We start from the raw sequence: 24,109 nt of genomic DNA on the forward strand, positions 1-24,109 counted from the left end.
CGAACTGAATAACGGTCTGGGGAGGCCTGAGCATGAATCTGATCCTGTTCGGGCCCCCCGCGGCCGGCAAGGGCACCCAGGCCAAGCGGCTGGTCGAGCAGCGCGGCATGGTCCAGCTGTCGACCGGCGACATGCTGCGCGAGGCCATCGCCTCGGGCTCCGAGCTGGGCAAGCAATGCCAGGCCATCATGTCCGAAGGCGGCCTGATCGCCGATGACATCGTCATCGCCCTGATCGAAGCCCGCCTGAAAGAGGCCGAGGACGCCGGCGGTGCCATCTTCGACGGCTTCCCCCGCACCCTCGGTCAGGCCGAGGCGCTCGACACCATGCTGGCCAAGCTGGGCAAGAAGATCGACCACGTCGTCCGCCTCAAGGTCGACGACACCCAACTGCTGGAACGGGTCGCCAAACGCTATGCCGACCAGGGCCGCCCGGACGACAATCCGGAAAGCTTCAAGGTCCGGCTTGAGGCCTACAATCGCAACACCGCACCCCTGCTGCCCTACTATGGCGACAAGGGGCTGCTGACCGAGGTCGACGGCATGGGGTCGATCGAGACCGTCGCCACGGCCATCGACGCGGCGCTCGACGCCTGAACCTGAACGACCGCTGAGCGTTTGCCGGTCCCGGGCGTTCAGCCGGGCATGGTAGAAGCGCTCGTGGACCCTCATTCTGCATCCTCGCGGTCACGCCGCCTGCGTAGCGCCAGCATCATCGCCGTGGTGGCGCTGGCGCACGTCGGGGTGTTCGCGGCTGTCGGCCTGCAGCAGGCCCGGGTGATCGACATCCCCCTGCTGGAGCCGATCGATGTCGAGCTGTTCCGCCCCGTCATGGAGCCCCCGCCACCCCCGCCGCCGCCGGAACCTGCCCAGGACGATCCGGGCGGGGGCGCGCCCGCCGCGCCGTCGCGGGTGCATGTGCCGCCGACCCCTCCCGAGCGACCGCCTGAACTGCCCGTGGCCCCGCCCACGCCGGCACCCGAGCCCGCGCTGATTGTCGGGGCCTCGCCGACAGCCAGCCTGAATGCCGGTCTCGGCCAGGGCGGCCAGGGAACCGGCGTCGGTTCCGGAGTGGGAGAGGGGGATGGTCCGGGGTCCGGATCGAGACCGATGATCCTGCGCGGTGCCTCTAGCGACGACATTCTGGGTCTGGTGCCTCCGGAGGCGCGACGCGCGCGACGAGCGGGTCGAGCCGCCGTCAACTGCGTCGTGCGGGCGGACACCCGCCTGGAGGCCTGTCGGATCGTGGAAGAATCCCCCGGGGGATACGGATTCGGCGCGGCGGCCGTCCGTGTGGCCGAGACCTATTTCCGCGTTCGTCCCGGCACGAATGGTGCGGGCCGGGTCGTCGAGGGCGGACGAATGACGGTCGGGGTGAACTTCGGACGGCAGTAGCCCGGACCGGTTTGACAGCGGCCGGGCAATCACCCCCAGATGGGGCGCAGATTTGCTTAGGGGGCGTCAATGACTTTCAGGTTCGGCGGAACGGCGACAGCGATCGCCCTGGCTCTGACCATGAGCAGCCTGGCGCCCGCTGCGGCGACGGCTCAGGAGCCCGCCTCCTATGCCGACACCGTCTCCGGCCTGACGCGCCAGGACGGCCTTCTGACCCTGTTCAGCGACGCGACCTCCGGCAAGGTCCTGCTGCAACTGCCCGCGCCCGCCGCTGACGGCACCCTGGCCCGCGTCATTCATCACACGGCGCTGCGCACCGGTGTCGGCTCGGCGGTGACCGGGCTCGACCGCGCCCAGATCGGGCCTGCCAACATTCTGGCCTTCCGCCGCATCGGCAAACGGATCGTGGCCGAGTTCGAGAACCCCCGCTATCGCGCCCCGGCGGGATCCGCGGATGAACAGGCGGCGGCCCGCGACGCCTTCGTCGTCTCCACGGTCTGGGCGGGCGATGTCGTGGCCACGGCGCCCGACGGTTCGGTGCTGGTCGATATCTCCGGCTTCATCACCCGCGACGCCCACGGCATCGTCCAGAGCCTGGCGCAGGCAGGGCAGGGGACGCTGCGGCCTGTGGCCGACCTCACCATGGTCGACGCCTCGCAAGCCAGGGCCTTCCCGGACAACATCGAACTGGAGGGTCGCCTGACCTTTTCCGTCGATGGCCCCGGCCCGGTGATCCGCCAGATCGCACCGGATGCGCGGCTGGCGACCTTTACCGTCCACCACAGCTTCATTCGCCTGCCGGACGCCGGGTTCGCGCCACGGCCCTACGACCCGCGCACCGGCGCCATCAGCACCCTGATCACCGACTTCTCCGCGCCGCTGGACCAGCCCATCGTCAGCCGGCTCGCCAACCGCTTCCGTCTGGTGAAGACCGACCCGACGGCGGCGCGGTCGACCGTCGTCGAGCCGATCGTCTTCCACGTCGATCGCGCCGCGCCCGAGCCGATCCGCACAGCCCTGGTCGAGGGGGCGATGTGGTGGGCCGACGCCTTCGATCGTGCGGGATACATCGACGCCTTCCGGGTCGAGGTCCTGCCCGAGGGCGCCGATCCGCTGGATGCCCGCTACAATGTGATCAACTGGGTCAACCGGGCGACGCGCAGCTGGTCCTATGGCCAGAGCGTCGTCGACCCGCGCACGGGCGAGATCGTGAAGGGCTCGGTCCTGCTCGGCAGTCTGCGCATCCGGCAGGACATGCTGATCTTCGAGGGCCTGGTGGGCGCCGACCAGACCGGGATAGGCGGCCCGAACGATCCGCAACAGATCGCCCTGGCCCGCATCCGCCAGTTGTCGGCGCACGAGGTCGGTCACGCCATCGGTCTGCTCCACAACTTCGCCGCCTCGACCCAGGATCGAGCCTCGGTGATGGACTATCCCGTGCCCCGGATCGCGGTGGACGGCGACGCGCTGAGGTTCGACGACGCCTATGCCGTGGGGATGGGCGACTGGGACCGGTTCGCCATCGACTGGCTCTATGCCGACGTCCCCCAGGCGGAGCTTGATCGGCGGGCGGGCGAGGGCGCGGCGCGGCTGAGGTTCGTCTCCGACGGCGACGCTCGCGTCGGGGGCGACGCCCAGCCCTGGGGCAGTTTGTGGGACAATGGCTCGGATCCGGTCGCCGAACTGAATCACCTGATGCAGGTCCGCCGCGTCGCGCTCGATCGTTTCGGGCTACAGAACCTGCCGCGTGGCTCGGCCGTCAACGACCTGCGTCGCCGCCTCGTGCCCATCTATCTGTACCATCGCTATCAGGTGGACGCGGTTTCCAAGCTGGTCGGCGGGATCGACTATGGCTATCCGGTCCTGGGGGACGGGCATGAGGCGGCGACGCCGGTGCCCGCAGCGACCCAGCGCGCGGCCCTGGCGGCGCTGATGACCACGCTGGACCCGGCCGCGCTCGACCTGCCCGAACCTCTGCTGAACCTGCTGGCCGCACAGCAGTCCGGCGACGGCGATCCGCAGCACGACATCGAGGTCTTCGCCACGCGTCAGGGCCAGGTCTTCGATCCGGGCAGCGCCGTCGAGGTCGCCGCCGACACGACCCTTTCGGCCCTGTTCGCTCCCCGGCGCGTCGAGCGGCTCGCCGATGCCGACCGCCGAGATGCTTCCGCCCTGGGCCTCGGCGAGACGATCGACACCGTGATCGCCACCGCCTTCAGGCCTGCCGGGGGGCGCCTCGCCGAGCCCGCGCGCCGGGTACAGGCGCGCACGGTCCTGACCCTGGCCGGACTGACGCGCTCATCCGCCGTCTCCGGCACGACGGCCGCCGTGGTCGGCGATCGGCTGACGACGCTGGCGGGCCGACTGGCGTCGTCACGCGCCGCCGATCCGGTGCAGCGGGCTCATGACCACTGGCTGGCGGCGCTGATCCGCGATCGCGAGCGTCTGGACCAGTTGCTTGAGGCGAACCGGATCGAGACCCCGACGCCGCCGGGCAGCCCGATCGGCGCGGAGACCTGCTGGCACTGCTGAGGGTCCGTTGCTGATACGTGTAAAAACACGTATGATGACGCCATGAAGAAGCTCACGATCACTATCGATGACGACGTCTATGCAGGGCTGCACAGCCAGGTTGGGCCGGGCCGTATCAGTCGGTTCGTCAACGATCTGGTGCGTCCCCTGGTCAGCGACCAAGGCCTTGAGGAGCAGTATCGGCAGATGGCGGCCGACGGTATGCGTGAGGCGGAAGCCGACGAATGGTCCGAGGCCCTGATCGGCGATCTGCCGGTCAATGGCTGAGTTTCCGAGGCGAGGCGAAGTCTGGTGGGTCTCCTTCGACCCGTCGATCGGGGGCGAGATCAAAAAGACCCGCCCAGCGGTGATCGTCAGCAATGATGCAGCCAATCGGGGCCTGAACCGTGTGCAAGTCATCCCTCTGACGAGCAACATTGATCGCGTCTATGTTGCTGAAGCCCTGGTCACGATCGGCGGGCAGACGAGTAAGGCCATGGCCGATCAGATATTCACGGCCTCGAAACTCCGTCTGGGACGTCGGGCGGGGACGTTGGCCGAACGGGACATGGCCGCAGTGGACCGCGCCATTCGGGTCCAGTTGTCCCTCTGACCAACGTCAGGCGTTGACGCAAACTGAATCACCTGTATAAGGCCGGCTTCCGCGAAAGACGCGCACGCTCCTGGTCTGTTGACCGGAGCGGTTTCTGCGTCTGTCAACGCGCATCTGGAGAGCTACGTGGCCCGTATTGCTGGCGTCAACATTCCGACCAACAAGCGCGTTGAAATCGCGCTTCAGTACATTCATGGCATCGGCCCTGCGTCGGCCAAGGAAATCACCGAAAAGGTCGGCATCGAGCCGGCCCGCCGCGTGAACCAACTGACGGACGCCGAAGTCCTGCAGATCCGCGAGACGATCGACAAGGATCACACCGTCGAGGGCGACCTGCGCCGCGAAGTGTCGATGAACATCAAGCGTCTGATGGACCTGGCCTGCTACCGCGGCCTGCGTCACCGCAAGGGCCTGCCGGTCCGCGGCCAGCGCACCCATACGAACGCCCGCACCCGCAAGGGTCCCGCCAAGCCGATCGCCGGCAAGAAGAAGTAAGACAGACACATGGCCAAGGAACCGGGTCGCGTAAAGAAGCGCGAGCGCAAGAACATCACCTCGGGCGTCGCCCACGTGAATGCTTCGTTCAACAACACGATGGTGACCATCACCGACGCTCAAGGGAACGCGATTTCCTGGTCGTCGGCCGGTCACATGGGCTTCAAGGGTTCGCGTAAATCGACCCCTTACGCCGCCCAGATGGCTGCCGAAGACGCGGGCAAGAAGGCCCAGGAACACGGCGTCAAGACGCTGGAAGTCAACGTCTCGGGTCCGGGTTCCGGCCGTGAGTCGGCTCTGCGCGCTCTGCAGTCGGTCGGCCTGACCATCACCACCATCCGCGACGTGACGCCCATGCCGCACAACGGCTGCCGTCCGCCCAAGCGCCGCCGCGTCTAAGCGACCGACTACGCCTCCCCATCTCACGCCGGCCCTGTACGCACCTGACGAGGTCGCGAGGGGCCGGCGAACTCCATTCGAGGGACACCCATGATCGAACGAAACTGGCAAGAACTGATTCGTCCCGAGAAGCCGCAGATCGAGCTCGGCTCGGACGCCCAACGCAAGGCCCGTCTGGTGGCCGAGCCTCTGGAACGCGGTTTCGGCGTGACTCTCGGCAACGCCCTGCGCCGCGTGCTTCTGTCGTCGCTGCAAGGCGCGGCCGTCACCGCCATCCAGATCGACGGCGTCGTGCACGAATTCTCGTCGCTGGAAGGCGTGCGTGAGGACGTCGTCGACATCGTGCTCAACATCAAGCAACTCGCGCTGCGCATGCACGCCGAGGGCCCCAAGCGCATGACGCTGAAGGCCACCGGCCCCGGCCCGGTCACCGCCGGCCAGATCGACGTCCCTTCGGACATCGAGGTGCTGAACCCGAACCATGTCATCTGCACCCTGGATGACGGCGCTTCGATCCGCATGGAGCTGACCGTCCAGAACGGCAAGGGCTATGTCGCTTCGGAGTTCAACCGTCCGGAAGACGCCCCGATCGGCCTGATCGCCGTCGACGCCCTGTATTCGCCGGTCAAGCGCGTCGCCTATCGCGTCGAGCCGACCCGTCAGGGTCAATCGCTGGACTACGACAAGCTGGTGCTGGAAGTCGAAACCAACGGCGCCGTCTCGCCGGTTGACGCAGTGGCCTACGCCTCGCGCATCCTGCAAGACCAGCTGCAGATCTTCATCACCTTCGACGAGCCGAAGAAGGCTGTTGAGGCGACGGACGGCAAGCCCGATCTGCCGTTCAACCCGGCCCTGCTCAAGAAGGTCGACGAACTGGAACTGTCGGTCCGCTCGGCCAACTGCCTGAAGAACGACAACATCGTCTACATCGGCGACCTGATCCAGAAGACCGAAGGCGAGATGCTCCGCACCCCGAACTTCGGCCGCAAGTCGCTGAACGAAATCAAGGAAGTGCTGACCTCCATGGGTCTGTCGCTCGGCATGGACGTGCCGAACTGGCCCCCGGAAAACATCGAAGACCTGGCCAAGAAGTTCGACGACCAGATCTAGTTTCAACCCTCCGCCCCGGCCAGTGTTGGTCATAGGAGCGGTTAGAATGAATACGGTCAAAGGTCCCTGAAGAGGGAAACCCGGGCCGAGTAGGAGAGACCCCGATGCGCCACGGCGCCGCCCACCGCAAGCTCGGACGCACCAGCGCCCACCGGACCGCCATGTTCGCCAACATGGCTGCGTCGCTGATCAAGCATGAGCAGATCACGACCACCCTGCCCAAGGCCAAGGAGCTTCGCCCCTTCGTCGAAAAGCTGGTCACCCTCGGCAAGAAGGGCGATCTGCACGCCCGTCGTCAGGCCATCAGCCACGTCCGTGACGTGACCCAGGTCGGCAAGCTGTTCGAAACGATCGGCCCGCGCTACGCCGAACGTAACGGTGGCTACATCCGCATCATGCGGGCCGGCTATCGCCACGGCGACAACGCCCCCATGGCCGTGATCGAGTTCGTCGATCGCGACGCTGGCGCCAAGGGCCTGGACTCCGGTCCGGTCTACGCCGTCGAGGGCGACGACGAAGCGTAAGCTTCGACGCACCACTGACTATATGAAGGGCGGCCCGAGCGATCGGGTCGCCCTTTTGCTTGTGTTAGGCATTTGACCCAATGCTCAACATCGGCTTGGCCTCACGGCGTGAAAGCACTACCTTCTGTTCAGGAGAGTCTAGATGTCCAAACAGGTGTTCGTCGTTTCGGGAAAAGCTGATGACCGACCCGGTAAAACATTCAGAAACGCGTCCAGCGGGCGGTTCTCAGCTACTGTGATGTCGAGCGGAGCATATATGCGTGCGTCCGGGCGGGCGAATGAAGCTATTTCCAAGGCATTGCAAAGCCCGCCGGCACAGCCGAGCAGCAAAAAATAGATGCCCTACAATGCGATGTACGAGCGTCTCGTGGATGGTAGCTCAAACACCGTCCAAGGATACATCGCATACGGCCTGTACAAGAGCGCAAAGCGCGAATGGATAAGGCAGTTTGAGGCTGATCGGGGGCGTGCTCCGAAGCCAGCCGAAGTCCAGGCCTACGTCGATGCCTATACGACCCAAATGCGGGACGTCTTTGAAGCCCAAGCGGCTGGAGTGCTGGCTCAGTTTGCTGAGGGGGCCGTGAGTGATGCGAAGCCTGCGATTGTCGAAGACGCTCTCAAAGGTTCTGCTTGGCGAACGATATGGCAGTCGATCACCGCGAACGCGATTTACACTCTCATGCTCATTGGCTTGGTCGTGATCCTTAAACGTGCCGGGATCGACCTGCTGTCGTTAGCAGGAGCAGGCTCTTGAGTTCTGAAGAGTCCTCGATCGGGCAACCCATGCCATTGCCTGTGCCGACAGTTTCGCTTTTTCGACCTGTCCGCCAGCCCACCCTCTATACGCGCTGCAACGTCTGGATTGAAAAGCGCCTTTGACCGACCTGATCCTCTACAGCCATCCCTTCTCCTCCTACTGCCAGAAGGCCATCGTCGCCTTCTATGAGAAGGACCTGCCGTTCGAGCGGCGGATGCTGGAGGGCGAGGGCGCGATGGCCGAACTCAAGGCCCTGTGGCCCTTCGGCCAGTTCCCGGTGCTGAGGGACGGCGAGCGTCGCTTCGCCGAGGCCTCGATCATCATCGAGCGGCTGGACCAGATCTCGCCCACCACGCCGATGATCCCGACCGACCCGGATCTGGCGCTGGAGACGCGCTTCATGGACCGGGTGTTCGACAACCACATCCAGTCGAACCAGCAGCGCATCATCTACAATGCCCTGCGCCCCGAAGACCATCGCGACCCCCTGATCGATCAGGAGGCGCGGACCAAGCTGGAAACGGCCTATGCCTGGCTCGACGATGTCATGGCCGACCGGACCTGGGCGGCGGGCGAGGTCTTCACCCTGGCGGACTGCGGCGCTGCGCCGGGCCTGCTCTACGCCCACTGGACCCATGCCATCCCCAAGGCGCACGTCCACCTCTGGGCCTATCGCCGCCGCCTCCTGGCCCGGCCCTCCTATGCGCGTGCGATGGATGAGGCGCGGCCCTACCGCGACTACTTCCCGCTCGGCGCACCGGCTGAGGATTAGTTCAGGGCGCAGTAGAAGACGGCGGCCCAGATCAGGACGGCTGCGAGAACATAGGCGACGCGATCCCAGAGGGTTCGGCGCGGCGGAGGCGGGTCTTTGTCGAACAGCGGCATCGGCCAGTTTGAAGCGGAATTGCCTCTGGGCCGAAATCGATTAAACCGGCGGCAGTCTGTGAGCTGAGGTCACATGAAGTCCGCCGCCCCGCCGCCGCTCAACGCCCTGCGCGCCTTCGAGGCCTTCGCGCGTCACGGCGGCATGACGGCCGCTGCCGCCGAGCTGTGCGTCACCCACGGCGCGGTCAGCCGTCAGGTCGCGGCCTTGCAGGATCATCTCGGCGTCGCCCTGGTCGTCGGTCCTCGGCATCGGCTGGCCCTGACACCGGCCGGTGCCGACCTCGTCGCTCGCCTGACCAGCGCCTTCACCGCCATCTCCGACGCCGTCGAGACGGCTCGGCGCGACGAAAGACGCGAGATCGAGATTTCCTGCCTCGGCACCTTCGCGCTGAAATGGCTGATCCCGCGCCTGCCGGGCTTCATGGCCCTGCACCCCGAAATCCGGGTCAAGGTCTCCGAGTCCTACGCCCCTGCCGATTTCGCCCGCAGTGCGGTCGATGGCGCGATCCGCATCTTCAATCCGGGGCAGGGGGCTGCGCGCCAGGAGATCACGCCCTTCCTGGCCCAGTATCAGGGGCCGGTGGGCGCGCCGGCGGTGACCCCGCTCGGCATCACGATCGAGGCCATGGGCCGGCTGCCGCGCCTGCACGCCTCGACCTTCCGCGAGAGCTGGACGGTGTGGAGCGAACTCGTCGGAATCCGGCTGCCGGAGACCCAGTCGCGCGAGTTCCAGCACAACAACTCCATGATCGAGGCCGCAGCCGCAGGGATGGGTGTAGCCATCGTGCCCTGGGCCTTCGTCGCGCCGGACATTCAGGCAGGGCGTCTGGTCGCGCCCTTCGGCTTCGCCGAGCGGCCGTCGAGATTCGTCTTCCTGAGGCCGGAGGGGCGGCCCGACGCCTCGGTCGACGCCTTCCGCGACTGGCTGGTCGCGGAAGGGTCGGTCAGTCCGTCACCGCCTATTCCTTCGACAGGTCCTGGCGGTTGAACCAGGCGACGGCGGCGATCAGCGGCACCAGCAACCATAGGGCCAGGCTGATGATCGCCTTGAGCATCAGGCCTTCGGGCGTGGGGGTAGCGCCGGCACCGGCCGTGATCATGGCCTTCAAGGCGTCGAAGGCCAGGCCCGGCATCAGCAGGATGGACTGCCAACTCGTCGGGTCCCACTGCAGGATCGCGATGCCGGGTCCACCCAGCAGGCTCTGGGCGAAGCCGAGCACGACCGGGACGAACAGGGCGGCCAGCAACGACCGGGTGAAGACAGCCGCCAGCAGGGCGATCATCGCGTACTGGATGATGCGGACGTAGCCGAGCAGGAACAGCAGGCCGAAATCACCCGCATCGCCCCCGTCGAGGCTGAAGGTGATCTCGCCGCCGTTGATCAGGGCGCCGCTCAGCGAGAAGACCAGACCCGCGATCACGAAGACGACCATGGCCACGAGGGTCAGCACCTTGAAGGCGCCGACCTTGCCGAGGATCAGGTTGAGCCGGCTGTTGCGCGCGCTGATCAGCCGCCACGTCTCCCAGCGATAGTCGCCGGCATAGAGGGTGGCCGCGCCGATCAGCATGAAGACCAGGACGGCGCCGTTGGCCGCGATGCCGGCGGCCTGCACCAGATCCTGCACTAGATTGGTGGCCCCGAGCGAAGCGGCCGCGCCGGGCGCCAGATCACCGGTCAGCTCCGCGACCTTGGACTTGGTGATCAGGTGGAAGGCGATGCCGCCGACCACGAACAGCAAGGGCACGAACAGCGCCGACCAGAAGACGGCCATGCGGTTGCGCGACAGGCGATAGAGTTCCGAGAGGACGGAATCAGCCAGCATGGCCAACCTCCTGAATGATACTCTCCGGGTGCTGCACGGAGCCGGTCTCGGACATGAAGACGCTCTCCAGATCGGCGCCGATCCAGCGGGCCTCGTCGACGTCGACACCGCCCTGAACGAGGGCACGCACCAGGGCGGGAACCTCGGCGCGGGGCAGGGTCGCCATCACGGCGTCGCCTTCCAGCACGCCGGACGCGCCGGGCAGACCGGATATGATCTCCAGCGTCTTCGAGATCGGCGTCACCGACAGTCGCAGACGCTCGCCGGAGGCGGTCAACTCGCTGACGAGGCCTTCGCGGACCAGCTTGCCCCGGTTCATGATGGCGACGCGGTCGCAGACGCGCTGGACCTCGAGCAACTGGTGGCTGGCCAGGATGACGGTGATGCCGTCCTTTTCGGACAGCGACCGGATCAGGGCGCGCATCTCCTGGATGCCGGGCGGATCCATGCCGCTGGTCGGTTCATCCAGGATGACCAGTTCGGGTTCGGTGATCAGGGCGGCGGCGACGCCCAGCCGTTGCAGCATGCCGACCGAGAAACCACGCACCCTGCGATCGCCCGCCTCGGTCAGGCCGACCCGCTCCAGCCAACCGGCGACGCGAGCCGCGTCGGGCTTCAGCCCGTGGGCCGCCGACAGCCAGACCAGCACCTGACGTGCGGTCATGAAGGGCGGAAAGCGCGGCGTCTCGATCATCGAGCCCATGCGGCGCGAGGCGGCGACGTCGCCGATCTGCCCGCCCATGACCACGGCCTCGCCGTCTGAAGGCCGGATCAGGCCGAGCAGGATGCGGAATAGGGTCGACTTGCCGGCCCCATTGGGGCCCAGCACGCCGTAGACCCCGCCGCGCGGGATCGACAGGCTCAAGCCGTCCAGGGCGCGCACGGCCCCATAGGTCTTGGTCAGATTGCGGGTCTCGATGACAGCGTTCATGGACCGGACCATGGCGCGCTCGCGTTCCGCGAGCAAGCGGGCGAGGATTAAGCTTCCGACAGGTTCGCCGCGACGTAAAATAGAGGCAATCGACGGTTACGACGGGTGCCATCCTCGTATAGAGGACCCGCTCCAGAGCGCCCCGTGGCGCAGTGTTACGCGATAGACGACTTCAGGAGTGGCGAAGATGAGCAAGGTTCTGGTGATCGGAGCAGGCGGCGTGGGTTCCGTGGCCGTCCACAAGATGGCGATGAACGCCGACATCTTCTCGCACATCACCCTGGCCTCGCGGACCAAGTCCAAGTGCGACGCCATCGCCGCCTCGGTGAAGGAACGCACCGGCGTGACCATCGACACGGCGGCCATCGACGCCGACGACGTGGCCGCGACCACCGCCCTGATCAACCAGGTCAAGCCCGTCCTCGTGGTCAACCTGGCCCTGCCGTACCAGGACCTGAACATCATGGACGCCTGTCTGGCGGCGGGCGTGAACTATCTGGACACCGCCAACTACGAGCCTCGCGACGAGGCCAAGTTCGAATACAAGTGGCAGTGGGCCTATCAGGACCGCTTCAAGGACGCCGGTCTGATGGCCCTGCTGGGTTCGGGCTTCGACCCCGGCGTGACCTCGGTCTTCACCACCTGGACCAAGAAGCACCAGCTCGACACCATCGAGACGCTCGACATCCTGGACTGCAACGGCGGCGACACCGGCCTGCCGTTCGCGACCAATTTCAACCCCGAGATCAACCTGCGCGAAGTGACCGCCCCGTCGCGTCACCTTGAGAACGGCGAGTGGATCGAGGGCCCGGCCCTGACCAACAAACAGGTGTTCGACTTCGAGGCCGTCGGCGAGAAGAACATGTACCTCATGTACCATGAGGAACTGGAGTCGCTGGCCAAATTCTATCCTGAAATCAAGCGCATCCGCTTCTGGATGACCTTCGGCGACTCCTACCTCAAGCACCTCGACGTGCTGGGCAATGTCGGCATGCTGTCGATCGAGCCGATCCAGTTCCAGGGCCGCGAGATCATCCCGATCGAACTGCTGAAGGTCCTGTTGCCCGAGCCGTCGTCGCTCGGTCCGCTGACCAAGGGCAAGACCAACATCGGGACCATCGCCACCGGCCTGAAGGACGGCGTCCAGAAGACGGTCTACGTCAAGAACATCTGCGACCACGAAGAGGCCTATGCCGAGACCGGCAATCAGGCCGTCAGCTACACCACCGGCGTCCCGGCCATGATCGGCGCGGCCCTGATGGTGACCGGCGTTTGGAAGGGCGCGGGCGTGTTCAACATGGAGCAGCTGGATCCCGATCCCTTCATGGACATGCTGAACAAGCACGGCCTGCCCTGGACGGTCGAGGAGCTGAAAGCTCCGCTGGCCTTCTGATCGTAGCCATGTCGCACACTCCCACGGCCGCCATGGAAACAAAGGCGGGCGGCCCGGGCACCTTCGCCCGCTTCGACCTGAACCGCGTCCCGTCGCCCGCCTTCGTGGTCGACGAGATGGCGATCCGCCGCAACCTCGGCGTCCTGAAGGACGTGGGAGAACGTGGCGGCGCGCGGGTCCTGCTGGCGCTCAAGGCCTTTTCGATGTGGTCCCTGGCCGATGTCGTCGGGGAATACCTCGACGGCGTCTGCGCCTCCGGCCTGTGGGAGGCGCGGTTGGCCCGTGAGTTCTACAAGGGTCACCTGACCACCTATTCCCCGGCCTACAAGCCGGAAGACCTGCCCGAGATCCTGCGGATTTCGGACAGCGTGATCTTCAACACCCCGACCCAGGTCGCGCGCTTCGCCGAACTGATCGCCGAGGCTCGCGCCGAGGGCGCGGTGTTCGACATCGGTCTTCGCCTCAACCCGGAACACTCCGAGGCCGAGGTCGCCAAATACGATCCCTGCCAGTTCGGTTCGCGTCTGGGCTTCCCGGTGTCTCAGCTGCAGCCGGAGCATCTGGAGGGCGTCGACGGCCTGCACATGCACGCCCTGTGCGAACAGGGCTTCGACCCGCTGGAGCGCGTCTGGGGCGCGATCGAGCCCAAGCTGGCGCCCCTGCTGCCCAGCCTGAAATGGATCAACTTCGGCGGTGGCCATCACGTCACCCGCGCCGACTATGATCGCGATGGCCTGTCCGCCTTCCTGAAGACCATCGCCGACCGCCACGGGGTCGAGGTCTATATCGAGCCGGGCGAGGCCATCGCGCTCGACGCCGGCATCCTCGTCGGAGAGGTGCTGGACACCTTCCAGAACAGCTTGCCGATCGCCATCACCGACATCTCGGCCACCTGCCACATGCCCGATGTGATCGAGGCGCCCTACCGTCCGGCCATGCTGGGCGAGGGAACCGAAGGCACGGCCTACCGTCTCGGCGGCCCATCCTGCCTGGCCGGCGACATCATCGGCGACTACGTCTTCGAGACGCCGCCGACGGCCGGAACCCGCATCGCCTTCCTGGATCAGGCCCACTATTCGATGGTGAAGACCAACACCTTCAACGGCGTCCCCCTGCCGGCTATCGCCCTGTGGAACTCCGAGACCGACGCGCTGAAGATCGTGCGAGAGTTCGACTACGACGCCTTCCGCGACCGTCTATCCTGAGCATCGTCGCATTGACGTCGTGGAGCGGGATTAGGCAGGCGGGCATGACCCGTATCCTGTTTGCCTGTCTCGCCCTGTTCGCCTCCGCCACGGCCGCGCTCGCCCAGAGCCCGGCCGATCCCAAGCGCCCGGTGACGATCCTCATCTCCATCGACGGCTTCCGGCCGGACTATCTGGAGCGGGGGGTGACTCCGACGCTGTCGGCCTTGGCGGCCGAGGGCGCGACGGCGTCGATGCGGCCGTCGTTCCCCAGCGTGACCTTCCCTAACCACTACACCCTGGTCACGGGCCTCCACCCCGACCACCACGGCATCGTCGGCAACAGCTTCAACGACGCCGAACTCGGCCGCTTCACCATGCAGTCGAAAGAGCCCGGCTTCTGGAACCAGGCCGAGCCGATCTGGATCACGGCGGAAAAGGCGGGGCTCGTGACCGCCACCATGTTCTGGCCGGGCTCGGAGACCGCGATCGCCGGCGTACGGCCCACCTATTTCCGCCCGTTCGACCAGACGGTGACCGGCGAGGATCGCGTCGGGCAGGTCCTGACCTGGCTCGACAACGCGGACGATCAGCGGCCCGACTTCGTCACCCTGTATTTCGACACGGTCGACACGGCCGGACATCGCAACGGTCCGGATGCGCCGGAGACAACGGCGGCGGTCGCGGCGGTGGACCAGCAACTGGCCGGCCTGGTTCAGGGCCTTAAGGATCGCGACCTGTTCGACCAGACGACCTTCGTCATCGTCGCCGATCACGGCATGGCGGCGACCTCGCCGGATCGCGTCACCTACCTCGACGACCTGGTCGACACGACGGCGCTCCGGATCGTCTACGCGGGCTCGGTCGTCTATCTGGACGCCGCCCCGGGACGCGAGGCCGAGGTCGAGGCCGCCCTGATCAAGCGCCACCCGCACGGCGAATGCTGGACACGGGCGAACATTCCGGCTCGCCTGGTCCTGGGCTCCAACCCACGCGTATCGTCCATCGTCTGCATGGCCGACGTCGGCTGGCTGTTCGCCACCCGGGCGCGAGAGGTGACCCGATCGGGCGGTGCCCACGGCTACGACAACGATACGCCCGAGATGCGCGCCCTGTTCATTGCCGCAGGCCCCGGGATCGCGCCCGGCGCCGTCCTAACCGAGGTGGACAGCGTCGACGTCCAGCCCCTGCTGGGGCGTCTGCTGGGCATCGTGGTCCCGGCCGGCGACGGACGCGCCGAGGACACCCTGCCGGCCATGCGCCCCTGATCCCTGCGGCGCATCGGCCCACGCCTTGATCCGGCCCGAAAGCGGTACAGATATAGGGTCTGACGATGACTGACCTGCGGACTGCCATGAAGACCTCGATGATCGCCCTCGCGGCGGGCCTGACGCTGGCCGCCTGCGGCAACCCCAACTCCACCAAGGCCCAGGACGGCGTCTTCGCCGAGCCCACCGACCGCCAGACCCCGACCGACGCCACCTCGATGAAGCAGAGCTTCTCCCCGGTGGTGCGCGAGGCGGCCCCCGCCGTGGTCAACATCTCCGCTCGTTCGATCCAGCGGGTCCAGGCCGATCCCTTCTTCCAGTTCTTCGGCGGTGGCATGCCCCAGCAGCGGGTCGCGGAATCCGCAGGCTCGGGCGTCATCGTCCGCTCCGACGGCATCGTCGTCACCAACAACCACGTCATCCAGGGCGCCCAGCAGATCCGCGTCGTCCTCAACGACCGACGCGAATACCCGGCCGAAGTCATCCTGGCCGATGAGCGCTCCGACATCGCCGTGCTTCGGCTCCAGGGCGTGACCGAGCAACTGCCCGTCCTCGCCATCGACGACCGCGAGGAACAGGAGGTCGGCGACCTGGTCCTGGCCATCGGCAATCCGTTTGGCGTGGGCCAGACCGTGACCAACGGCATCATCTCGGCCCTGAACCGGACCGAGACCGGCATTTCCGACAGCGGCTCCTTCATCCAGACCGATGCGGCCATCAACCCGGGCAACTCCGGCGGGCCGTTGGTCGACATGGACGGCGACCTGATCGGCATCAACACCGCCATCTTCTCCCGGTCGGGCTCGTCGGCAGGCGTCGGCTTCGCCGTGCCCGCCTCGATGGTGAAGCGGGTCATAGATTCGGCTCTGGGCGGCGCGACCAGCGTCGTGCGGCCCTGGCTGGGGGTGAAGGGCGACACCGTCTCATCGGACATCGCCCGTTCTCTCGGCCTCGCACGACCCCAAGGCCTGATCGTCACCGACCTCTACGACGGTGGCCCCGGCGATCGCGCCGGCCTGCGCCAGGGCGACGTCATCACCGCCATCGACGGCGCCGAGGTCAACGACCAAGCGGGTCTCAACTTCCGGGTCGGCACGAAAGACCCCAATGAGGCGGTTGCGATCAGCGTCCTTCGAGACGGTCGCACCCAGACCCTCAATGCCCGGGTCCAGCCGCTGCCAGGGGAGGCACAGCGAGGACCATCGGTCACCATCGCTCAGGGACCCTTGGCCGGTCTGCGCATCGCCGCCGCCAGCCCGGCGGAAGCCGACGCCCTGGCCAACGACCCGTTCGCGGCCATCCCCATCGTCACAGGCGTTACGGGCCGGGCGGCGACCTGGGGACTGCGTGAAGGCGACCTGATCGGGGCGATCAACAACCGCCCGGCTTCTGTGGCCTTGTTGCGCGGCCTGAACGGCAGGGCTCAACTGACCATCCAGAGGAACGGTCGCCAGCTCAGAGGCACCGTCGGTTAGCGGGTCAGACGCCCTTGATCGGCGATCCGATCGACCAGCAATGGCCGAACGGATCCTTCAGCTGACCATAGCGGTCGCCCCAGAACTGGTCCGCCAGGGGCTGCAGCGGCACGCAGCCTGCGGTAATGGCTCGGGCCCACCATTCGTCGGCGTCGTCGACCTGCAGATGCAGGGTGACGCTCTTCGGCACGACATCGACGTCCATGCCGTATTCGGGAAATTCGTCAGACAGCATGATGCTGCAACCGTTGATGCGCAGGTGGGAGTGGATCAGCCGCTCGCCGTCGTCGGCCAGCATGCGCCGCACCTCGACGGCTCCAAAGGCGCGGGAATAGAGCTCGACCGCGGCCTGACCGCCCCGCGAGGCGATGCTGAGATAGGGGGTCACTCCAGTGAGCGGCGGAGGGGCGTCGACCTGTTCCATGTCATCTCCTCGGTTCACCGCCACTCTAACGCGTGAAATCGGCGTTGCGAACGCCTACATCTGACCGTTCATGACCGACCTGTTCGAAGCCTCCGGCATCCATCCTCCCGACGCGCCGCTGGCGGACCGCCTGCGCCCGGCCACGCTGGACGAGGTCGTGGGCCAGGATCACCTGCTGGGCGAGGGCGGGCCGATCCGACGGATGGTCGAGGCGGGCCGTCTGGGTTCCATGATCCTGTGGGGCCCGCCCGGCACCGGAAAGACCACCATCGCCCGTCTGCTCGCCAAGGCCGCCGGCTATCAGTACCAGCAGATTTCGGCCGTCTTCTCCGGCGTCGCCGACCTGAAGAAGGCCTTCGAACAGGCCCGCGTCCGCCGCGCCGCCGGCCAGTCGACCCTGCTGTTCGTCGACGAAATCCACCGCTTCAACCGCGCCCAGCAGGACGGCTTCCTGCCGTTCGTGGAGGAGGGGGTGATCACCCTCGTCGGCGCCACGACGGAAAACCCTTCGTTCGAACTGAACGGCGCCCTCCTGTCGCGCAGCCAGGTCTTCGTGCTGAAGCGGCTCGACGACGACGCACTGAATCAACTGTTGACGCGGGCCGAGGCGCAGGAGGGTCAGACCCTGCCGCTGACCCCCGAAGCCCGCCACGCCCTGACCGCCCTGGCCGACGGCGACGGCCGCTATCTGCTGACCATGGCCGAGACCCTGTTTGCTCTGCCGTCCGAACCGGTTCTCGATGTCCAGGCCCTGGCCGGCGCCCTGCAACGCCGCGCGCCCGCCTACGACAAGAATAGAGAAGAGCACTACAACCTCATATCCGCGCTGCATAAATCGGTGCGAGGCTCCGACCCCGACGCGGCCCTCTACTGGCTGGCGCGCATGCTCAACGGCGGCGAGGATCCCCTCTACCTGGCGCGCCGGATCGTGCGGATGGCGGTCGAGGACATCGGCGAAGCGGACCCGCTTTCGATCCTCGTCGCCAATGCGGCCAAGGACACCTACGACTTCCTGGGCAGCCCCGAGGGCGAACTGGCCCTGGCCCAGGCCGTGGTCCACCTCGCCACCGCACCAAAGTCGGTCGCCGTCTACGAGGCCTACAAGGCGGCGAAGAAGGCGGCGGCCGAGACCGGCTCCCTGATGCCGCCAGCCCACATCCGCAACGCCCCGACCAAGCTCATGAAACAGCTCGGATACGGCAAGGGCTACCAGTACGACCCCTCGACCGAGACCGGCTTTTCCGGGGCCAATTTCTTCCCCGACGAGATGGAACGCCGCACATTCTACGCGCCAAAAGGCGAGGGCCATGAGGAGAAGATCAAGGCCCGCCTCAAGCACTGGGCCGCGATGCGGGCGGAGATCGCCGCGAAAGGCGACTGACTCTCTCTCTCTCTCTCCGTCATCCTCCGGCAAGCCGCGTCTTCGCGGCGCAGACCGGGGGACGCAGCGGCGCCGAAGGCGATCTGTTCAGGCAGGATGTCGGAATGGTCTGTGTGCGCGGCATGTTCGCGCTCACGCGCGCCGCTGCGTCCCCCGGTCTCCGCTTCGCTCCGCCGGAGGATGACGAAAAGAGGGAAGGACGCAATCGCTGACTGATCACCGTTCATTGTTCGCCATCCACGACCGTCCTAGCTTCGCCGTTCAACCGATCCTTGGGAGGGGATGATGGCTGACGGAAAGACGACGCCCTGGCACCTGTGGCTGGTCGGGGTTCTGAGCCTGCTGTGGAATGGCTTCGGCGCCTACGACTTCATCATGACCAACACCCAGGGCGAGACCTATATGCGCGCCTCGGGCATGACCCAGCCCATGATCGACTATTTCCTGGCCATGCCGACCTGGATGTATGTGCCCTGGACCCTGGGCGTATGGGGCGCCATCGCGGGCTCGGTCCTGTTGCTGCTGCGCATGAAATGGGCGGTCCACGCCTTCGCCCTGTCCGTGTTCGGCGCCGTGGTCAGCCTGGGCTTCGGCCTGATGAACCCCATGCCGGGCCTGCCGCCCGAGATGGCCGCGATGAAGGTCATGCCCTGGATCATCGCCGTCATCGCCGCTCTTCTGCTCTGGTACGCCTGGGCCATGCGCAAGCGAGGTGTGCTGCGCTAGAGTCCAAAAGGGCCAGGGTCTGCGCGACGAGTTAATGCGCAATGCAATCAATCGGTTGTCGATGACTGCGCGCATGGAATCTCAATAGTTGGACTCTCTGGACTCGGTCTGCCCGAGTCCAATGCCGCTGCTGCCCGTCACCTGCCACGCATCATCGCTGCTGACGTCGCGGCGCCGGCCCGCTAAGGATCGGCGGTGTCCGACCGCATCCCCGCCACCCTGTCGCCCGAAGAGATCGCCGCCGTCCGCTCGTGGGTCATCCACGAGGACGCCTCGACGATCGCCTTCGCCAAGCCCGCTGGCCTCTCCAGCCAGGGCGGCCGTATCCAGGCGCACACCCTAGACGATCTGCTGTGGGCCTTCGCCCGCTCGAACGGCAAGCGGCCGGACCTCGTGCACCGGCTGGACCGCGACACGTCGGGCGTCATCCTGGCCGCCAAGACCAAGCCTGCCGCCGGCTTCCTCGGCAAGGCGATCCAGGCGCACAAGCTGACCAAGACCTATCTCGCCCTGGTCTCCGCGGCGCCCGAGCCCGCCAGCGGCGACATCAACGTCCCGCTCCTGCGTCAGGAGATCGGCCGCGAAAGCTATATGCGGGTCGCCGCCTTCGACGCGAAAGGCGCGCAGGGGTCCCGCAGCCGCTACCGCACCCTGTCCTCCAGCGAGGACGGCGCCCTGGTCGAACTCCAGCCCTTCACCGGCCGCATGCACCAGCTGCGCGTCCACATGGCCCATATCGGACGGCCTCTGGTCGGGGACGTCCGCTATGGCGGAGCCCTGACCGCAGCGGGGCGAGGTGCGCCCCGTCTGATGCTGCATGCCGTGTCGCTCAGCTTCCCGCACCCCGACGGCGGCGAACGCACGATCACCGCCGAGCCGCCCGAGGACTTCCGCGCCCTGGCCGAGGCGATGGGACTGAAACTCTGATCCTTCCGCCTTTGGGAGGCCGGAAGGATCACCTCACCACCAGCGGTCCGCCTTGCCGACGCCGCCCGCGGCCTGTTCCAGCGCCGCGCCGACTTGCAGCACGGTCGCCTCGTCCAGCGCCTTGCCGATCACCTGCAGCCCCAGAGGCAGGCCGTTGGAATCGACACCCGCAGGCACCGAAATGCCGGGCAGGCCCGCCAGGTTCGCCGTGACCGTGAAGACGTCGTTCAGATACATCGTCACCGGGTCGATCTGCTTGTCGCCCAGGGCGAAGGCGGCCGACGGGGTCGACGGCGTCAGGATCGCATCCACCTGGCCCCAGACGTTGTCGAAGTCCTCGGCGATGCGACGACGGACCTTCAGGGCCTTCACGTAATAGGCGTCGTAGAACCCTGCCGACAGCACATAGGCCCCGATGGTCAGGCGACGCTGGACCTCCTGGCCGAAGCCCTCGGCGCGCGAGGTTTCGTAGAGGTCGGTCAGGGACTTGGTGTTTTCGGCCCGGTGACCGAACCGCATGCCGTCGTAGCGGGCCAGGTTGGACGAGGCCTCTGCGGGGGCGACGATATAATAGGTCGGCAAGGCGTATTTGGTGTGCGGCAGGCTGATCGGCACGATCTCGCAGCCCGCGTCCTTCAGCCAGGCCACGCCCTGATCCCACAGGGCCTGAATCTCGGCGGGCATGCCCTCGACGACGTATTCATGGGGCACGCCGATGCGCAGCCCCTTGACCGACTTGCCGACCGAGGCGGACCAGTCGGGCGTCGGGACGTCGAGGCTGGTCGAATCCTTGAGATCGAAGCTGCACATGGACTGTAGCATCAGGGCCGCGTCCTCGACCGTCTTGGTGATCGGCCCGGCCTGATCCAGTGACGAGGCGAAGGCGACCATGCCGTAGCGGCTGGCCCGGCCATAGGTCGGCTTGATCCCGACCGTGCCGGTGAAGGCGGCGGGCTGGCGGATCGACCCGCCGGTGTCGGACGCGGTGGCGGCCAGGCACAGGTCGGCGGCGACGGCCGAGGCCGAACCGCCCGACGATCCGCCCGGGGTCAGGTCGGCGTTGGAGGTCTTGGACTTCCACGGGTTCACGACCGGACCGAAGGCCGAGGTCTCGTTGGCCGAGCCCATGGCGAACTCGTCCATGTTCAGCTTGCCCAGCATGACCGCTCCGTCGCGCCACAGGTTGGCGGTGACGGTCGATTCATACGGCGGGACGAAGCCGCGCAGCATGTTGGAGGCGGCGGTCGTCTGCACCCCCTCGGTGCAGAACAGGTCCTTGATCCCCAGGGGCGCGCCTTCCAGCGGGCCTGCGGTTCCGGCCGCGATTCGCGCATCCGACGCCTTGGCCATCTCGATCGCCTTCTCGGGCGTCGTGACGACATAGGCGTTCAGGGTCGGGTTGGCGGCCTCGATGTTCGAGACGAAGGCGCGGGTGATCTCTTCCGAAGAGAAGGCCTTGGCTTTCAGGCCGTCGACGGCGGCCTTGAGGGTCAGTTTCGTCAGATCGGACATGCTATTCGACCACCTTGGGCACGACGTAGAAGCCGTCGGCGGACTTCGGCGCGTTGGACAGGACGGCCTCGACCTTGGCACCGTCGGTGACGACGTCTTCGCGCAGGCGCAGGGGCTGGGCGACGTTGGAGGTCATCGGCTCCACGCCGTCCACATCGACTTCGCTGAGCTGGTCGATCCAGGCCATGATGCCGTTCAGCTCGCCCGCCAGCGGCTCGAGCCGGTCGTCGGGGGTCTTGATGCGGGCGAGGTGGGCGACCTTGCGCACCGTCTCTGCGTCGATGGCCATGCGGCCCTCCGAAAGTCTCAATGCAAGCCGGCGGGATTAGCCGTCCATGCCGCGCCGCACAAGGACCGCAGGCGGCCTACTGCGCCGGTGTGACGGTGACGGCGCTCGGAGCGCCATCGTCCGGGCCCGGCGTCCACTGGACGATGATCCTGCGGCGACGATCGCCGATCTCGCCGCTGGCCTCGTCGTAGGTGCTCTCGTGGAGGTCGAGATCGACACGCCCGTCGGCGCTCGACAGGAGGGTGTAGTCGAGGAAGTCGCCGATCCGGTAGACCGCCCAGCCCTCGGCGGGGTTCTGGTAGAAGGCGATATAGGTCTGCAGGCCGTTCATGGCCGGATCGCCGCCCGCGACCCCGAACAGCTTGGCGTTATGTTCGGGGATCTGGTCCAGTTGAACCACGCTGGCGGCCCACTGCAGACCGTCGTCGGTCTGGGACGACTCCACGAGCGCAAGCGGCTCCGGAGCACCGGTGGCCGTGAAGGGGCTCGTCTGGGCGGGTGCGACGGGGCCTTGCGCGGTCGCCGACGTCTTTGCGGCCGGCTTGGTGTCACAGGCGGACAGCGACAGGGCGGCGATGACGCAGAGGCTGAGAAGCGAAGAAGGCGCGGACATCGGTTTCTCCCTAACCATGGAAGGCGACAGTCGCCTTTGACAGGGAGAATGACAACGCCTACCGCCCTCCCGTGCCCGTCCTAGAACTCATCGACCTGCCTGCCGCCTGTCCGCCGGACACGGCCTGGATGGGGCTGGACCTCGGCGAACGAACGATCGGCGTGGCGGTGTCGGACACCACCCGCATGATCGCCAGCCCGCTGGAACTGATCCGGAAATCCAAGTTCACGCTTGAGGCCCAGGCCCTGTTCAAGCTGATGGACGCCCGCAAGGTATCCGGGCTGGTCATCGGCCTGCCGGTCAACATGGACGGTACCGAGGGGCCGCGCGCCCAGTCGTGCCGGGCGTTCGCACGCAATCTGGACAGGATTCGACCGACTAACGTCGCCTTCTGGGACGAGCGGCTTTCGACCTCGGCGGTCGAGCGGTTCCTGATCGACGAGCTGGACCTGTCGCGGAAGCGGCGGGCGGGCGTGGTGGATCGGACCGCCGCGGCCTGGATCCTTCAAGGCGCGCTGGACCGGGTGCGCGACCAGCAAACCTGGGCATGATCGGCCTGATCGCCGGGGTCGCCCCGGTCTTCCTCCTGATCACTCTCGGCTATGGTCTGAGGAAGTCGCACTTCCTGCCGGACGAGACCTGGCGGCCGATCGAGAAGCTGTCGATCAATCTGCTGTACCCCGGCTTCCTGATACCGGCGGTCTGGAGCGCCGACCTGTCGGGCGGCAGCGCGGGCGCGGCGGGCGGGGCGGCGGTGGTCGCAGTCCTGATCGTGGCGATGGCGACCCTGGCCGCCAAGCCTCTGATGACGATCGAGGGACCGGCCTACACCAGCGTGTTCCAGGGCGTGATCCGATGGAACAGCTTCGTCTTCCTGCCGGTGGTCCAGGCGGCCTTCGGCGCGGAGGGGCTGGCGCTGGCCGCGGTCATGATCGCCTGCATCATACCGGTAACCAATATCGCCTGCGTCGCCGTCCTGGCGCGCTGGGGCGCCGGTCAGAAGGATGTGACGCCCCTGGCCCTGCTCAGGGCCATGCTGGCCAATCCGATTCTGCTGGCCTGTCTGATCGGCCTGGCGCTCAACTTCGCCCGGGTGCCCCGGCTGCCGGGAATTTCCGACACGCTGGAACTCCTCGGATCGGCCGCCTTGCCGCTGGGCCTGATTATCGCGGGCGCGGGCCTGAGCTTCGCCGAGGTGGCGCGAAGCCGGGTCACAATCGCCGGGGTGTCCTTCGTCAAGCTGATCGTCATGCCGCCGCTGATGTGGGGACTGTGCGTCCTGTTCGGGGGCGATCATCTCGCCCAGGGCGTGGCCATGCTGTGCGGGGCGGCGCCGGGGGCAGCGGCGGCCTATCTTCTGGCCCGTCAGATGGGCGGGGACGCGCCGCTGATGGCCGGGATCATCGCCCTGACGACCGTAGGCAGCGCCCTGATGATGCCGGTCCTGCTGTTCCTTCATCATCTGACTTGAGGCT

General features: G+C 66.8%; 27 protein-coding genes. 21 read left to right on the plus strand and 6 right to left on the minus strand.

What is annotated here, in order from left to right; all coding sequences use genetic code 11:
• Positions 1-32 precede the first annotated feature (32 nt).
• From ACW171_RS02690 to ACW171_RS02745, 12 genes are all read left to right on the plus strand, one after another.
• Positions 33-596, plus strand: coding sequence for an adenylate kinase (locus tag ACW171_RS02690; protein ID WP_492095562.1), 564 nt, complete (start codon positions 33-35; stop codon positions 594-596).
• A 63-nt stretch (positions 597-659) separates the two neighbouring features.
• Complete coding sequence (locus ACW171_RS02695) at positions 660-1,394, plus strand: TonB family protein (RefSeq protein WP_492095563.1); 735 nt, start codon at positions 660-662, stop codon at positions 1,392-1,394.
• 69 nt (positions 1,395-1,463) lie between these two features.
• Positions 1,464-3,926: a zinc-dependent metalloprotease gene (locus tag ACW171_RS02700; protein WP_492095564.1), complete on the plus strand. Its 2,463-nt coding sequence runs from the start codon at positions 1,464-1,466 to the stop codon at positions 3,924-3,926.
• A 42-nt stretch (positions 3,927-3,968) separates the two neighbouring features.
• Positions 3,969-4,193 (plus strand): DUF8778 family protein, encoded by a 225-nt coding sequence (locus ACW171_RS02705; protein ID WP_492095565.1) that lies wholly within the window; start codon positions 3,969-3,971, stop codon positions 4,191-4,193.
• On the plus strand, positions 4,186-4,518 hold the full coding sequence (locus ACW171_RS02710; protein WP_492095566.1) for a type II toxin-antitoxin system PemK/MazF family toxin: 333 nt from the start codon (positions 4,186-4,188) through the stop codon (positions 4,516-4,518). Before ACW171_RS02705 ends, ACW171_RS02710 begins: the two co-directional genes overlap by 8 nt.
• Positions 4,519-4,644: 126 nt before the next feature.
• Entirely contained in the window at positions 4,645-5,013 is a 369-nt protein-coding gene (gene rpsM, locus ACW171_RS02715) for a 30S ribosomal protein S13 (RefSeq protein ID WP_492095567.1), read from the plus strand.
• A 9-nt stretch (positions 5,014-5,022) separates the two neighbouring features.
• Positions 5,023-5,412, plus strand: coding sequence for a 30S ribosomal protein S11 (gene rpsK, locus ACW171_RS02720; protein WP_008264180.1), 390 nt, complete (start codon positions 5,023-5,025; stop codon positions 5,410-5,412).
• 90 nt (positions 5,413-5,502) lie between these two features.
• Positions 5,503-6,522, plus strand: coding sequence for a DNA-directed RNA polymerase subunit alpha (locus ACW171_RS02725; protein WP_271085891.1), 1,020 nt, complete (start codon positions 5,503-5,505; stop codon positions 6,520-6,522).
• A gap of 104 nt (positions 6,523-6,626) precedes the next feature.
• A complete protein-coding gene (gene rplQ, locus ACW171_RS02730; RefSeq protein WP_492095568.1) occupies positions 6,627-7,046 on the plus strand; it encodes a 50S ribosomal protein L17 in 420 nt (139 codons plus the stop codon).
• Positions 7,047-7,383: 337 nt separating this feature from the next.
• A complete protein-coding gene (locus tag ACW171_RS02735) occupies positions 7,384-7,800 on the plus strand; it encodes a hypothetical protein (RefSeq protein ID WP_492095569.1) in 417 nt (138 codons plus the stop codon).
• A gap of 121 nt (positions 7,801-7,921) precedes the next feature.
• Complete coding sequence (locus ACW171_RS02740; protein WP_492095570.1) at positions 7,922-8,575, plus strand: glutathione S-transferase family protein; 654 nt, start codon at positions 7,922-7,924, stop codon at positions 8,573-8,575.
• Positions 8,576-8,761: 186 nt separating this feature from the next.
• Entirely contained in the window at positions 8,762-9,676 is a 915-nt protein-coding gene (locus ACW171_RS02745; protein ID WP_492095571.1) for a LysR substrate-binding domain-containing protein, read from the plus strand.
• Here the strand turns inward: ACW171_RS02745 and ACW171_RS02750 are convergent.
• Together ACW171_RS02750 and ACW171_RS02755 are read right to left on the minus strand one after the other, a co-directional pair.
• Positions 9,648-10,511 (minus strand): hypothetical protein, encoded by an 864-nt coding sequence (locus tag ACW171_RS02750; RefSeq protein WP_492095572.1) that lies wholly within the window; start codon positions 10,509-10,511, stop codon positions 9,648-9,650. The two genes, ACW171_RS02745 and ACW171_RS02750, sit on opposite strands and share 29 nt — an antisense overlap.
• The gene (locus tag ACW171_RS02755) at positions 10,501-11,442 is read right to left on the minus strand and encodes an ABC transporter ATP-binding protein (RefSeq protein ID WP_492095573.1); all 942 of its coding nucleotides are present in this window, start codon (positions 11,440-11,442) and stop codon (positions 10,501-10,503) included. Before ACW171_RS02755 ends, ACW171_RS02750 begins: the two co-directional genes overlap by 11 nt.
• Positions 11,443-11,629: 187 nt before the next feature.
• On the opposite strand from ACW171_RS02755, the gene ACW171_RS02760 reads away from it, so the two are divergent.
• The 4 genes from ACW171_RS02760 (at position 11,630) to ACW171_RS02775 (ending at position 16,762) form a co-directional block, all read left to right on the plus strand.
• On the plus strand, positions 11,630-12,835 hold the full coding sequence (locus tag ACW171_RS02760; protein ID WP_492095574.1) for a saccharopine dehydrogenase family protein: 1,206 nt from the start codon (positions 11,630-11,632) through the stop codon (positions 12,833-12,835).
• Between the two features lie 8 nt (positions 12,836-12,843).
• Positions 12,844-14,040, plus strand: a complete 1,197-nt coding sequence (locus ACW171_RS02765) for a carboxynorspermidine decarboxylase (RefSeq protein WP_492095575.1) — start codon at positions 12,844-12,846, stop codon at positions 14,038-14,040.
• A gap of 44 nt (positions 14,041-14,084) precedes the next feature.
• Positions 14,085-15,287, plus strand: a complete 1,203-nt coding sequence (locus ACW171_RS02770) for an alkaline phosphatase family protein (RefSeq protein ID WP_492095576.1) — start codon at positions 14,085-14,087, stop codon at positions 15,285-15,287.
• 86 nt (positions 15,288-15,373) lie between these two features.
• Entirely contained in the window at positions 15,374-16,762 is a 1,389-nt protein-coding gene (locus ACW171_RS02775; protein WP_492096575.1) for a trypsin-like peptidase domain-containing protein, read from the plus strand.
• A gap of 4 nt (positions 16,763-16,766) precedes the next feature.
• On the opposite strand, the gene ACW171_RS02780 is transcribed toward ACW171_RS02775, so the two are convergent.
• Positions 16,767-17,186: a VOC family protein gene (locus ACW171_RS02780; RefSeq protein ID WP_492095577.1), complete on the minus strand. Its 420-nt coding sequence runs from the start codon at positions 17,184-17,186 to the stop codon at positions 16,767-16,769.
• A gap of 70 nt (positions 17,187-17,256) precedes the next feature.
• On the opposite strand from ACW171_RS02780, the gene ACW171_RS02785 reads away from it, so the two are divergent.
• The 3 genes from ACW171_RS02785 (at position 17,257) to ACW171_RS02795 (ending at position 20,220) form a co-directional block, all read left to right on the plus strand.
• Entirely contained in the window at positions 17,257-18,567 is a 1,311-nt protein-coding gene (locus tag ACW171_RS02785; RefSeq protein ID WP_492095578.1) for a replication-associated recombination protein A, read from the plus strand.
• Between the two features lie 285 nt (positions 18,568-18,852).
• Entirely contained in the window at positions 18,853-19,293 is a 441-nt protein-coding gene (locus ACW171_RS02790; protein ID WP_492095579.1) for a hypothetical protein, read from the plus strand.
• A 195-nt stretch (positions 19,294-19,488) separates the two neighbouring features.
• Entirely contained in the window at positions 19,489-20,220 is a 732-nt protein-coding gene (locus ACW171_RS02795) for an RluA family pseudouridine synthase (RefSeq protein ID WP_492095580.1), read from the plus strand.
• Between the two features lie 33 nt (positions 20,221-20,253).
• Here the strand turns inward: ACW171_RS02795 and gatA are convergent, their stop codons facing one another.
• The 3 genes from gatA to ACW171_RS02810 all read right to left on the minus strand — a co-directional run bounded on the left by gatA (position 20,254) and on the right by ACW171_RS02810 (position 22,634).
• Complete coding sequence (gene gatA / locus ACW171_RS02800) at positions 20,254-21,732, minus strand: Asp-tRNA(Asn)/Glu-tRNA(Gln) amidotransferase subunit GatA (RefSeq protein ID WP_492095581.1); 1,479 nt, start codon at positions 21,730-21,732, stop codon at positions 20,254-20,256.
• Between the two features lies 1 nt (position 21,733).
• Positions 21,734-22,021, minus strand: coding sequence for an Asp-tRNA(Asn)/Glu-tRNA(Gln) amidotransferase subunit GatC (gene gatC, locus ACW171_RS02805; protein ID WP_492095582.1), 288 nt, complete (start codon positions 22,019-22,021; stop codon positions 21,734-21,736).
• 76 nt (positions 22,022-22,097) lie between these two features.
• Positions 22,098-22,634 carry a hypothetical protein gene (locus ACW171_RS02810; protein ID WP_492095583.1) on the minus strand — a complete coding sequence of 179 codons (537 nt, stop codon included), beginning with the start codon at positions 22,632-22,634 and terminating at the stop codon, positions 22,098-22,100.
• Between the two features lie 71 nt (positions 22,635-22,705).
• On the opposite strand from ACW171_RS02810, the gene ruvX reads away from it, so the two are divergent.
• Positions 22,706-23,185 carry a Holliday junction resolvase RuvX gene (gene ruvX / locus ACW171_RS02815; RefSeq protein ID WP_492095584.1) on the plus strand — a complete coding sequence of 160 codons (480 nt, stop codon included), beginning with the start codon at positions 22,706-22,708 and terminating at the stop codon, positions 23,183-23,185.
• Positions 23,182-24,105 (plus strand): AEC family transporter, encoded by a 924-nt coding sequence (locus tag ACW171_RS02820; RefSeq protein ID WP_492095585.1) that lies wholly within the window; start codon positions 23,182-23,184, stop codon positions 24,103-24,105. Before ruvX ends, ACW171_RS02820 begins: the two co-directional genes overlap by 4 nt.
• The last annotated feature ends 4 nt before the right edge of the window (positions 24,106-24,109 follow it).

The organism is Brevundimonas sp. FV1ye28 (genome assembly GCF_058681135.1).

Bases quoted from the DNA above. Each gene is read 5' to 3' on its own strand.
- ACW171_RS02725 (WP_271085891.1), top strand. From the start codon at position 5,503: ATGATCGAACGAAACTGGCAAGAACTGATTCGTCCCGAGAAGCCGCAG.
- gatA (WP_492095581.1), bottom strand. From the start codon at position 21,732: ATGTCCGATCTGACGAAACTGACCCTCAAGGCCGCCGTCGACGGCCTG.
- gatC (WP_492095582.1), bottom strand. From the start codon at position 22,021: ATGGCCATCGACGCAGAGACGGTGCGCAAGGTCGCCCACCTCGCCCGC.
- ACW171_RS02750 (WP_492095572.1), bottom strand. From the start codon at position 10,511: ATGCTGGCTGATTCCGTCCTCTCGGAACTCTATCGCCTGTCGCGCAAC.
- ACW171_RS02745 (WP_492095571.1), top strand. From the start codon at position 8,762: ATGAAGTCCGCCGCCCCGCCGCCGCTCAACGCCCTGCGCGCCTTCGAG.
- rplQ (WP_492095568.1), top strand. From the start codon at position 6,627: ATGCGCCACGGCGCCGCCCACCGCAAGCTCGGACGCACCAGCGCCCAC.
- ACW171_RS02760 (WP_492095574.1), top strand. From the start codon at position 11,630: ATGAGCAAGGTTCTGGTGATCGGAGCAGGCGGCGTGGGTTCCGTGGCC.
- ACW171_RS02755 (WP_492095573.1), bottom strand. From the start codon at position 11,442: ATGAACGCTGTCATCGAGACCCGCAATCTGACCAAGACCTATGGGGCC.
- rpsK (WP_008264180.1), top strand. From the start codon at position 5,023: ATGGCCAAGGAACCGGGTCGCGTAAAGAAGCGCGAGCGCAAGAACATC.
- ACW171_RS02780 (WP_492095577.1), bottom strand. From the start codon at position 17,186: ATGGAACAGGTCGACGCCCCTCCGCCGCTCACTGGAGTGACCCCCTAT.
- ACW171_RS02820 (WP_492095585.1), top strand. From the start codon at position 23,182: ATGATCGGCCTGATCGCCGGGGTCGCCCCGGTCTTCCTCCTGATCACT.
- ACW171_RS02770 (WP_492095576.1), top strand. From the start codon at position 14,085: ATGACCCGTATCCTGTTTGCCTGTCTCGCCCTGTTCGCCTCCGCCACG.
- ACW171_RS02775 (WP_492096575.1), top strand. From the start codon at position 15,374: ATGAAGACCTCGATGATCGCCCTCGCGGCGGGCCTGACGCTGGCCGCC.
- ACW171_RS02690 (WP_492095562.1), top strand. From the start codon at position 33: ATGAATCTGATCCTGTTCGGGCCCCCCGCGGCCGGCAAGGGCACCCAG.
- ACW171_RS02710 (WP_492095566.1), top strand. From the start codon at position 4,186: ATGGCTGAGTTTCCGAGGCGAGGCGAAGTCTGGTGGGTCTCCTTCGAC.
- ACW171_RS02790 (WP_492095579.1), top strand. From the start codon at position 18,853: ATGGCTGACGGAAAGACGACGCCCTGGCACCTGTGGCTGGTCGGGGTT.
- ACW171_RS02785 (WP_492095578.1), top strand. From the start codon at position 17,257: ATGACCGACCTGTTCGAAGCCTCCGGCATCCATCCTCCCGACGCGCCG.
- ACW171_RS02810 (WP_492095583.1), bottom strand. From the start codon at position 22,634: ATGTCCGCGCCTTCTTCGCTTCTCAGCCTCTGCGTCATCGCCGCCCTG.
- ACW171_RS02765 (WP_492095575.1), top strand. From the start codon at position 12,844: ATGTCGCACACTCCCACGGCCGCCATGGAAACAAAGGCGGGCGGCCCG.
- ACW171_RS02700 (WP_492095564.1), top strand. From the start codon at position 1,464: ATGACTTTCAGGTTCGGCGGAACGGCGACAGCGATCGCCCTGGCTCTG.
- ACW171_RS02735 (WP_492095569.1), top strand. From the start codon at position 7,384: ATGCCCTACAATGCGATGTACGAGCGTCTCGTGGATGGTAGCTCAAAC.
- ACW171_RS02705 (WP_492095565.1), top strand. From the start codon at position 3,969: ATGAAGAAGCTCACGATCACTATCGATGACGACGTCTATGCAGGGCTG.